Raw genomic sequence first — 11,260 nt, forward strand, 5'->3', positions numbered from 1 at the left:
TAACGAATGAATCCGTTTATTTTAACTGTTTGTACTTCACATTATGAGAGCCATTAAATCAGCAGCTCAAATGGATTTTCTATTAATTTCTTCAAATCAACCATGAACTTAGCACCATTCATTCCATCGACAATGCGGTGGTCAATGGTCAGACACAAAGCCATAATCGGCCGCACAGCAATTTCGCCATCAACAACTGTCGGCGTCGGAATAGTTGCCCCAACACCTAAGATAGCCGAATTTGGCTGATTGATAATCGGATTAAAAGTCTTGGTGCCAAACATTCCCAGGTTAGTGATTGAGAATGTTGAACTGGACATTTCAGCCGCTTTTAATTTGCCTGTTTGGGCTTTTTTGATGACATCCTTTGATGCTACAACAAACTCTGACAGACTCATCTGATCAGCTCCGTGAACAACCGGCACAAGAAGGCCTTCGTCAAGACCTACAGCAACACCTAGATTGACAAACTTGTGCAGTTCGATTTCTGTCGCATCATTAATCAAAGAAGCATTGAGGTACTGATGTTCAGGCTTCAGCAAGGTTTTGACAACCGCCATACCAATAAGATCGGTAAAGCTGACTTTCAGACCTGTTTTTTCCATGATTGGCTCAATCAGTTTTTTCCGCAGAGCAATCATTTCTGTCATGTCAATGTCATAATTGAGGGTAAAGGTTGGCGCTGTCAGATAAGAATTCACCATACTTTTAGCCACTGCCTTGCGCATAGCTGACATCTTAATAATTTCAACACCTTCCGGCAATTCAACTGCCGCAGGAGCCACTTCGGGAGCGCTAGTTTTCTCTTCGGCCGGCTGGTTAGCTTCAAGAGCTGCCAGAACATCTTCTTTAACAATCTTTCCATCAAAACCAGTCCCTGAAATATCGGCCAGATCAATTCCTTTATCCTCAGCTATCTTACGAGCCAGCGGCGTTGCCTTAGGCTGAGCAGCTTTAAAATCTTCAACATCATCTTTATGAATGCGGCCATTGGCACCTGTACCCGGAACCTGACTGAGATCAACATTGAGCTCACGCGCAGTCTTGCGCGCTGCAGGTGTTGCCCGCATTTTCTTGCTGTTTTGAGTCATTGTTGCTGCTGGCTGGCTGGAAACTGCGCTTGCTTCTGCAGTTGGTGTTGCGGCTTGAGTAGGCTCTGGCTGAGCCGCCGTTTTCTTAACATCAACCACTTCTCCAGCAGCACCGATGTAGCCAATCACTTCTGTCACCGGAACAACTTCTCCCTTGCCCTTGACAATCTTCAGCAGAACTCCTGAATCTTCCGCTTCAAGTTCCATGTTGGTCTTGTCTGACATGATTTCAAGCAGGATATCTCCCTCCTTGACCTCATCGCCTTCTTGTTTTTTCCACTCGATGATTTCACCTTCCTGCATGTCTACACCGAGCTTTGGCATTATAATTTCAACTGCCATTTGTTTTCCTTCCTTATATAAAATCGAGATTGGAACAAGACTGTCCCAATTCTTATTTTATCCTTGTTACATGTAGAGACTGCGCAATTTCTAAAGTTTATACTGTTCTACCCAAATAAATTGCTGCAGCCTTTTTAGCTATAGCCAGTGTGATAACTGAAACACCCCAGCAGTCAAACAGATTTTGGACATTATATCAGTCTTTGCCTTTACGAACCTGCTTGTAAATAGCTGTTTTAATTTTTTCCACATTCGGCAAAATCGCATTCTCCAGAACATGGGAATATGGAACCGGCACATCTTCTGAGGCTAGGCGGACAATTGGTGCATCCAGATAGTCAAAAGCTTCGCTTTCAGTAATCACAGTCGCGATTTCACCAATAAAGCCGCCTGTCTTGTAGGCATCGTTGACCAAGATAACCTTGCCAGTTTTCTTGACAGAGTTGATAATCAAGTCTTTATCAAGCGGAATTAGAGTTCTAGGATCCACTACTTCAACACTGATTCCTTCAGCTGCAACCTCATCAGCTGCCTGAAGCACGCGCTCAAGCATACGACCGTACGATACAATGGTCACATCGCTTCCTTCACGCTTTATTTCCCCCTTACCGAGCGGAATGTAGAAATCAGGATCTAAATTAACTTCCTCTTTCTTGCCGTAAAGAGCCTTAGGTTCCATAAAAATAACAATATTGTTATCGCGGATGGAAGATTTTAACAAGGCCTTGCTGTCATTAACCGTTCCCGGTGCAACAACCTTAATACCAGGAATATGTGTCAGCCAAGCTTCCAAAGACTGTGAGTGCTGAGCAGCCGAGCCAATTCCTGAACCTGACGCCACGCGGAAGGTCACCGGTGTTTTCAGGCCACCGCCAAACATGTAATTAGCCTTGGCCCCTTGATTGACAATAGCATCCATGGCAATTGTAATAAAATCCATAAAGGTCAAATCCACAATCGGACGAAGTCCTGTCTGGGCAGCACCGATAGCAGAACCTGCAATAGCAGCCTCTGAAATTGGGGTATCTTTAACACGTTTTTCGCCAAACTCAGCCAGCATACCGACAGAAGTCCCGAAGTCTCCGCCGTAAACACCGACATCTTCTCCCATCAGGAAAACCTTATCATCTTTGCGCATCTCCTCGCTCATAGCAAGATTAATGGCTTCGCGCAAAGCTACTACTTTTGTTTCAGTCATTTAAATTTTCTCCTCTATCAAAAAGTAAATTGCTCTTTTTTCTAAGCACAGAGCATGGGCAAAAATGCTACCTTGCCTATTAAGCTCTTCAAAAATCAAAACTAAACGTTGTTGCCTTCGCTTTGGGAATGGAATCAACCCAAAAATTGAAAATTTGGGTTCGTTCGCCCAATCTCCTACAGCTCGTTACGTTGCCTAGTCTATTTTTGATTTTTATTGAGTATAATGTTACAGTTCTCAGACTGTTTTTGACAAGATAGCTTAATCGACCCAGACATCTTCAAAGGCCACTGAAAGTTCTGGCTCTGGACTATCCTGAGCAAATTTGACAGCTTCTTCAATTTCCTTGGCAACTTCTGCCTCAATAGCATCCAGTTCCTCATCGCTGACAATTTTATTGTCCGTCAAATAAGTACGGTATTTCTTCAGAGGATCCTTAGCCTTCCAAGCATCTACTTCTTCCTTGGTACGGTAAGCACCGGCATCAGCAGTTGAATGCCCAAACCAGCGGTAAGACTCAACTTCAATGATGGCTGGTCCATTGCCAGACCGAACATAGTCAATCACTTCCTGCATCTTTTCATAAACAGCAATGACATCGTTGCCGTCTTCAACATAATATCCCGGAATGCCATAAGCCTCTGCACGCAGGTAAAGGTGAGGAATCTTAGTTGAATAATTAATATCAGTTGAAATCCCGTAACGGTTATTGATGATAAAGAAAACAACCGGTAAATTCCAAACTGCAGCTAAATTGACAGACTCATGAAATGAGCCTTCATTTGTCGCAGAATCACCTGAAAAAGCAACAACAATGTTGTCTGTTTCTTCATACTGTTGGGTCAAGGCTGCACCGACTGCCAAAGCATAACCACCGCCAACAATCCCGTTGGTTCCGTAGTTACCCTTTTCAAGATTGGCCAAGTGCATGGAACCGCCGCGGCCCTTAGAAGAACCTGTTGCCTTACCAGCCAGCTCTGCAAAAAGCGCAGGAATATCAATTCCTTTGGCAATCGTCTGACCATGCCCGCGGTGATTGGAAAAGATAATATCCTGATCCGTCAGGCCGGCAATTGCACCGACTGAAGCAGCTTCCTCACCGACTGAAAAGTGAGTCATTCCTTGTACAAAACCGCGGCGTACAAGTTTATTAAGTTTCATATCAACATCGCGAATGCGCTGCATTTTTAGAAACATATCTAAATATTGTTCTTTAGACAAAGTTGTCATAATAACCTCCAGAATTCTTTCTTATTCTCTTATCATAGACCAAAAATTCACAAAGTGCAAGAATTTTAACCGCTTTATTTATCTAAAACAAAGGTTTTTTAGTGTTCTTAATTATTTATTTCACAAACTTTTTCAAAGGTTTTCAGACTGCTGTCTTAGCCCAATTTTCCCTTTATTGCCCAAAAACGTTTAAGTCTGAAGACATCTCATAAGCTTCCTCATGATAAAATTCTGTGCTTCGTTTGATAAGCTTGTCGATTAAAAAAACTGAGACACTTGCACACGCATTCTGCCTAAACAAAGGCAGGATCGGCACAAGATCTCAGCTTCTTTAAAACCTAAATTTCTTAACATCATTTATCACTGGCAGCCAGCAAGGCATCTGCCTGAGCAGACAATTCTGCTAACTTTTCTTCTGAAACTTCAAGAACTCCGGTTTCCCAAGCTTCTGGATTAATCGGTACACCCGTAAGCTGATCCACCAAGTTCATACGGATAAATGAAAGCAAAGAGCGATAGTCTTTAAAAACTTCCTTTGAAGATACACCGTTAGCCACAGATGAAACAGTTACCACCTTATCCTGAAGAACTGAAGGGCCTGTCGGATCCGACAAGTCAACAGCACGTGACAGCCAGTCAAGTAAATTTTTCATCACGCCCGGAATAGCGTAGTTATAGACTGGCGAAAAAATCCAGATAGCGTCTGCTTCTTGAATCTCTTCACGAGCATGAGCTACTTCAGGATGTACTGGCACTTCCAAATCCTGATTGAAAAACGGCACATGTTCATAATCCAAATAGGAAACATGGGCTCTGTCCCCAATTATTTTTTCTGCTTTTTTGGCCAATTGACGATTAAACGACCCCTTGTTAAATGAACCAATGATAAATAAAACTCTCTTTGACATAAAGTCTCCTTAAAATATTCACTTTATCACTAAATAGTAATATTTGTTAATTCTCTTCCTTAATATTCGTTTTTTCCTAAAGTGTTTTAAATTTTTTTAACAAATCTATCAGAATTAACTGCTCCTCTTTTGTCATTACAGAGAAGGCTTTTTCTACCATAGTGATATGCTCAGGCAAAGCTTTTTGAATCAATTGCTTACCGGCCTCAGTCAGACCAACAACAAAAGCACGCCCATCCTCTGGATTGGGGCTGCGGTAAATCCAACCGTTGCGTTCCATATTTTTAATAACGACTGTCATATTTCCCGATGTCGCCAATATAGAAGCAATCAAATGGCTAATTGTCATTTCGCCTTTGGCATAAAGAACGTCCAAAACCGCAAACTGTGTCGGTGTCAGACCATTGTTCTTATAGCTTGAAGCAACTTGGGCATCAATTGTTCGCATCGCTTTACGAAAAACAACCATAGCTTTAACTGCAGGATTCTTATCTAAATCACCCATACAACTCCCTTCTATGACCATTACCTTTTTCTATTTTACTACTAATTAGTGTTATTTTCAAGAAGATTTTTTCCTTTTTATGATTGACTGCTGGCAACCTTTTTTTATTCAAATTTTTCAAGCACTGCATCCTTTGTGAGTTAAAAATAATCATAAAATAAAGCCTTTATAATAGCCACCTTTAACTAGGATATACAAATGGAACTGAGGAACTTAAACTGACTGTCCCATTCTCATTCGGAAGACCCTTTCAGATCCAACGCTTAAAATTAATAAGAGAGCAGATAAAAATCAATTTTTACGAAATTACGATTTTCATCTCACTCTCTATCAATCGTTAAAAAAGATCATCAAAAAGTGACAGTTGATTATCCTCTGGCATGTTACCAAGTATGCCCATCTCACTCATCTTCTCAACCAAGGTAGAAGACAGGCCGCCGCGCTTGCGCAGTTCAGTTTTGGAAAGAAATTCTCCCTCACTGCGTGCCTTGACAATCTGTCTAGCAACATTTTCACCCAAGCCTTCCAAGGCTACAAAAGGTGGTATTAAAGTATCACCGTCAATAAGAAATTCAGTCGCTTCGCTGCGGTACAAATCCAACTGGCCAAATTTAAAGCCGCGCTCCAGCATTTCATTGACGATTTCCAGAGTTGTGAAAAGATCAATTTCAACATTGGAAGCTTCATTGTTGCGCCTTTTCTGACTAATGTCAGCCATGCGTGCCTTAACAGCATCAAGACCAGCACTCATAGTCTTAAGCTCGAAGGCCTTAGCACGGATAGAGAAATAAGCACAGTAATAGTAGATAGGGTGATGCACCTTGAAGTAAGCAACACGCAGAGCCATCAATACATAAGCTGCTGCATGAGCCTTGGGGAACATGTATTTAATTTTCCCACAGGACTCAATATACCAGTCTGGCACGTTATTTTCACGCATAGCTGCTATATAACCGTTGCGCTCTTCTTCAGAAATCTTAAGCCAAAGCCCCTTACGCACGCGCTCCATAATGGTAAAGGCCATCTTAGGTTCCAAACCCGCATGCATAAGATAAACCATGATATCATCACGACAGCCGATAACTGTTGACAAGGTAGCAATTCCTTGTTTAATCAGATCCTGAGCATTACCCAGCCAAACATCTGTTCCGTGGGAGAGACCTGAGAGCTGCAAAAGCTCCGCAAAAGTTGTAGGGTGGGTTTCATCAACCATGCCGCGGACAAAGTTAGTTCCAAACTCAGGAATCCCCAACATTCCTGTCGGTGTTCCAATCTGTTCTTCAGTAACCCCTAAGACCTCTGTCCCTGAAAAAAGCTTCATCACATCTGGATCGTCTGCAGGAATTTGTTTAGGGTCAATACCCGACAAATCCTGTAACTTCCGAATCATGGTTGGATCATCATGTCCCAGTACATCAAGTTTAAGGACATTTTCATCAATATCATGGAAGTTAAAGTGGGTTGTCTGCCATTCAGCAGTCAAATCATCAGCTGGATACTGCACAGGTGTAAAATCATAAACATCCATATAATTAGGAATAACAACGATTCCCCCTGGGTGCTGACCAGTGGTCCGTTTCACACCGGCTGAACCCTGGGCCAATCTGTCCACTTCAGCATCGCGGTAAAATTTTCCGTAATCCCGCTCATAACCCTTAACAAAGCCATAAGCTGTCCTATCGGCAACAGTACCTACAGTACCCGCACGAAAGGCGTATTCTTCACCAAAAATATCGCGGACATCCAAGTGGGCGCTAGGCTGATCATCACCAGAGAAGTTCAAATCAATATCGGGAACCTTATCCCCATCAAAGCCTAAGAAGGTCTCAAAAGGAATATCCTGACCGTCTTTTTGATATTTATGACCACATTCAGAACAATTCTTATCCGGCAAGTCATAGCCAGAGCCAACAGAACCATCTGTAATAAATTCTGAGTGCTTGCAATTGGGGCAGACATAATGGGGTGGCATCGGATTAACCTCTGTAATCCCAATCATGGTTGCTACAAAGCTGGATCCGACAGACCCCCGTGAACCAACCAAATAACCACGCTTATTGGAACGATTTACCAGCATCTGCGAAGCTAGATAAATCACCGCAAAGCCGTTCCCCAAAATTGAAGTCAGTTCCTTTTCAATACGCAGATCAATAATATCAGGCAGAGGATTGCCATAAATTTCAAAAGCCTTTTCATAGGTCATTTCAGCGACCTTTTCTTCGGCATTCTCAATAAATGGAGTGTAAAGATCTCCTTTAACAACCTCAACATCCTCAAAGCGCTCCAGCATATCGTTAGGATTTTTTATGACAATCTCGCGCGCCAGCTCTTCACCCAAAAAGGCAAAATCATCCAGCATTTCATTAGTTGTTCGAAAATGTGCCTCAGGCAAAGGAGCAGGCTGGGCATCCTCACCACGACCAATCGGACGGTTGATCATAGCTCCCTGCCCCAGACTTCTGACGATAATCTCACGGTAGATGCTGTCTTCTGGTTCCAAATAATGGACATCACCTGTTGCCAAAACCGGTTTGTTCAAACGCCTTCCAACTTCAATCAGATCCTTAATAATCTGCTGAATTCCCGCCTCATCTTTAACCAATTCACGAGCCAAAAGGGGCTCATAGAGGGCAGGCGGCATGACCTCAATAAAATCATAGTATTTAGCTGCTTCGACAGCCGCATCAATGCCATTTGACAAGACCGCATCAAAAACTTCACCGTCAGAGCAGGCTGTCCCCAACAGCAAACCTTCACGATGCTTATCAAGCACAGTTCTCGGTATTCTGGCCACACCAGCAAAGTAGGTTACATGGGATAAACTGACTAATTTAAAAAGATTTTTCAAGCCCTTTTGATTGAGTACATAAATCGTAGCATGTTTAACGCGAGCCTTTTTATAAGAGTCATCATCAACAATCTTAGTATTTAAGTCTAAGAGATTAGTAACACCGTGTTTTTCTTTAGCTTCTTGAAGAAAGATGAATAATAGGCGTCCTGTTGCCTCCGCATCATAATTGGCCATGTGATGGTGTTCCAAAGAAACCTGAAAACGTTTTGTCAAAGGGCCTAAACCATGGCGCTTGTATTCAGGATAAAGATTACGGGCAAATTCCAATGTATCAATAACAGGCTGCGTAATTGTTGGCAGACCATTACGCTCATAGTTAGCATTCATAAAGCCAACGTCAAAAGTCGCATTGTGGGCAACCAAAACCGTATTCTGGCAAAAGTCTTGAAATTCTTGTAAAACTTGCAGCAAAGGTTTTGACCCTTTAATATGCTGATTAGTAATCCCTGTTAAGTCAGTTGTAAATTGGCTGAGAGGATAGCCAGGATCGATAAATTCATCAAACTGTTCAACAATGTTTCCCTTATACATTTTAGAAGCAGCAATTTGGATCAAATCATTATTGACAGCTGAGAGGCCTGTTGTTTCTACGTCAAAAACAACATAGGTCGCCTCATTCATATCCAGATCAATTTCATTATAAGTAATTGGCACACGGTCTTCAACAAGATTTGCCTCTAGACCAAACAAAACCTTGATGCCATTTTTCTTACCTGCATGATAGCCATGGGGAAAACTCTGCACATTAGCATGGTCAGTAATAGCCACAGCAGGATGGCCAAACTGGGCAGCCTTGGCCACTAGCTGCTCAACAGTTGGTAGGGCATCCATGGTTGACATGTTTGTATGGGCATGAAACTCAACACGTTTTTCTCCCTCAGGCATTAAGTCTTTTCGCTCCTGATGGACAATGGTTTTAACATTCTGCACATTCATGGTCAAAGCCTTAGTAAAGGGATTATTTTCAATATTCCCGCGTACCCGCAACCAAGATCCTTTGGTAATCATGTCATATTTTTTAAGCTCTTCATCATCTTTCGCCCACTTTTGCATAGGAAAACTAGAAGTGTAATCAGTCATTTTAAAATTAATGATATGACGGCCAGTCCTTGTTGTCTTGCGCTCAACATCAAAAACCATGCCTTCAAAAGTAATGCGATTTTCTTCTGTTTCAATTTCAACCATGGGCGTAATATCAGCTTTTTCAAAAGCCTGTTGCCGCTCTTTGATACGTTCTTTAAAATCATAAGCAGGTTTAGGAGCCTCTTCAGCAGGCGGCATAGACGCTTCCAAAGATTTCTGCACCTGCAGAGCCTCCTGAGTCGCCTTTTGAAGCTGCTGCTCCCGAGAAGCCTCAAAATGCGTCTTAAGTTCCTCAGTCATTGCCTGATCAGAAATAATATCAAATTTTAACTGACCAAAACCAAAGTGTTCAAATTGTTCTTCAAGTTTAGGCAAATGATTCTGGCGAAAATGATCATTATTAACAAACTGCGGTGCGGCAATAAGCACCTTATCCCCATCATAAGAGACTTCTAAATGGGCAAAAGAGCTCTTAAAACTAGCACTGTTGCAAGAAGGTTGTTCAAAAGCTTCCCGGTAATAAGCCTGCAAAAGCTCATCAGAAAACTCAGGATTTTTCACTTCAATGTCAAAAATAGCTTTAATATCAGCCTTTTCAAAGCTAGAAACAAGACGGCTCGATAGTTCTTTATAGAGATCAATCGGCAAGATAGCATCGAAAGAAAAGTGAAAATCCCAGACCCGGCTTTCAGGCCAAACCTTCACTTCCACGATATCGGCAGACGAAAAAGCCCTTGAAGTTTTCATTTCAAGCGGCATTTCAATCTGATCCATCAACTTTTCGAACATTTCTGACATATCAATTCCTCGCAATTACTACTCTTATTTTATCACAATTCAAAACGGTTGACGAGGTAAAAGTCATTCTTTCACGACAAACACATGAAGAAAAGATGTTGTCAGAAAACAAGTTCACAAGCACAAACTCTCCTCTTAAGTATAATAGACTTAGGAGGTGTTTTGAATGGCTGAAATCCTTAATTTTCTGATTGCGGTGCGTAATAATTGGAATAATCGGAAAATCAAACACTGTTAAAACATTCCCAACCTTTGCCAAACATCTGCTGGCTTTTGATGACAAGACGATAAAAGGCAATGACAAGCATGCCAAAAAAACCTTACCTGTTGTCTCTGCTTATGCGACATACTTGGGCATCTGCTATGATCGAGTAACAACTGATGAAAAGGGTAATGAAATCACAGCGATACCAGATTTATTAGATTACCTGTCAGTAAAAGGTTGCCTCATTAGTATTAATGCTATAAGCTCTCAGAAAGCCATCGCCAACGAGATTATCAAGAAGTAGGCAGACGATAGCTATAAGACAGTCAAAAGAGCCTATGGTCAGATTGAAAACAGACACTACGAAGTCATTCATGATACCCGTTGGCTGTGTCACGAACACCCTGAATGGGAGCATGTTCAGTGTATAGAAAGAGCTCGTATCCAGATTAATAAGAACGGTAAGAAAAGTGAAGACAATCGTTACTTTATCTTGACTTGCCAAGTTAGTGATAAAGAATTTAATGCTTATGTGCGAAGCCATTGGTAGATAGAGAGCCTGATTGGCACAGTTTTTCTTTCGAGAAGATGCCGCATTTAACTTAAATATGCTGGATAAATTGTGCTTAGCCGTTCTCAAAAACCAGATGTTGTGAAAGAGATGAGTTTAAGAAGGAAAAAATATAACCTCTGTATGGCTTTTGACCACTATTTGGATCACTTATTGTAAGAAAAAATGGCCAAAAGAGGATAAGGAGGAATATCATCTTTCACACGCTGTAAGGATAAGCTGAATTAGCTATCTTTTAAAAATATTTTATATATTCTAATGCGTAAAAGTAATAACTAGTAGGTAAATTCGATTTTTGAACACTTTATTAAAAAATTTCAACATCGCACATACAGGTATCTTAAACTAACAGCACAGAGAACTATTAGTTCAGTTCCTTATCAGGGATCCCTTTGATCATTTTACTGTCAAAGGCATTACACAGCAGTTTAAATGTATTGAAAATACATTTCGGAGTATAGAAAAAGCCTTGATCTAC

General features: G+C 41.5%; 5 protein-coding genes and 3 pseudogenes. 1 reads left to right on the forward strand and 7 read right to left on the reverse strand.

Features of this window, described 5'->3' with window-relative positions:
• Window positions 1-53: 53 nt before the first annotated feature.
• The 7 genes and pseudogenes from SCSH_RS10100 to SCSH_RS10125 form a co-directional block, all read right to left on the reverse strand.
• Window positions 54-1,073, reverse strand: a pseudogene (locus SCSH_RS10100) (dihydrolipoamide acetyltransferase); the annotation flags it as partial.
• Window positions 1,074-1,183: 110 nt separating this feature from the next.
• Window positions 1,184-1,433 (reverse strand): annotated as a pseudogene (locus SCSH_RS11485) (biotin/lipoyl-containing protein); the annotation flags it as partial.
• Window positions 1,434-1,629: 196 nt separating this feature from the next.
• Window positions 1,630-2,631, reverse strand: a complete 1,002-nt coding sequence (locus SCSH_RS10105) for an alpha-ketoacid dehydrogenase subunit beta (protein ID WP_057491784.1) — start codon at window positions 2,629-2,631, stop codon at window positions 1,630-1,632.
• Between the two features lie 261 nt (window positions 2,632-2,892).
• Complete coding sequence (locus SCSH_RS10110) at window positions 2,893-3,861, reverse strand: thiamine pyrophosphate-dependent dehydrogenase E1 component subunit alpha (RefSeq protein ID WP_057491785.1); 969 nt, start codon at window positions 3,859-3,861, stop codon at window positions 2,893-2,895.
• 353 nt (window positions 3,862-4,214) lie between these two features.
• A complete protein-coding gene (locus SCSH_RS10115) occupies window positions 4,215-4,769 on the reverse strand; it encodes an NADPH-dependent FMN reductase (protein ID WP_057491786.1) in 555 nt (184 codons plus the stop codon).
• Window positions 4,770-4,845: 76 nt separating this feature from the next.
• Window positions 4,846-5,274: a MarR family winged helix-turn-helix transcriptional regulator gene (locus tag SCSH_RS10120; RefSeq protein ID WP_057491787.1), complete on the reverse strand. Its 429-nt coding sequence runs from the start codon at window positions 5,272-5,274 to the stop codon at window positions 4,846-4,848.
• A gap of 337 nt (window positions 5,275-5,611) precedes the next feature.
• Window positions 5,612-10,006: a PolC-type DNA polymerase III gene (locus tag SCSH_RS10125; protein ID WP_057491788.1), complete on the reverse strand. Its 4,395-nt coding sequence runs from the start codon at window positions 10,004-10,006 to the stop codon at window positions 5,612-5,614.
• A gap of 248 nt (window positions 10,007-10,254) precedes the next feature.
• Here SCSH_RS10125 and SCSH_RS11490 point away from each other — a divergent pair.
• Window positions 10,255-10,941: pseudogene (locus SCSH_RS11490) on the forward strand (ISAs1 family transposase); the annotation flags it as partial.
• Window positions 10,942-11,260: the final 319 nt, after the last annotated feature.

The organism is Streptococcus orisasini (assembly GCF_001431045.1).
GTDB classification, from domain to species: Bacteria; Bacillota; Bacilli; order Lactobacillales; family Streptococcaceae; genus Streptococcus; species Streptococcus orisasini.

Excerpts from the sequence above, each read along its gene's own strand:
- SCSH_RS10110 (WP_057491785.1), bottom strand. The coding sequence starts at position 3,861 with ATGACAACTTTGTCTAAAGAACAATATTTAGATATGTTTCTAAAAATG.
- SCSH_RS10125 (WP_057491788.1), bottom strand. The coding sequence starts at position 10,006 with ATGTCAGAAATGTTCGAAAAGTTGATGGATCAGATTGAAATGCCGCTT.
- SCSH_RS10115 (WP_057491786.1), bottom strand. The coding sequence starts at position 4,769 with ATGTCAAAGAGAGTTTTATTTATCATTGGTTCATTTAACAAGGGGTCG.
- SCSH_RS10105 (WP_057491784.1), bottom strand. The coding sequence starts at position 2,631 with ATGACTGAAACAAAAGTAGTAGCTTTGCGCGAAGCCATTAATCTTGCT.
- SCSH_RS10120 (WP_057491787.1), bottom strand. The coding sequence starts at position 5,274 with ATGGGTGATTTAGATAAGAATCCTGCAGTTAAAGCTATGGTTGTTTTT.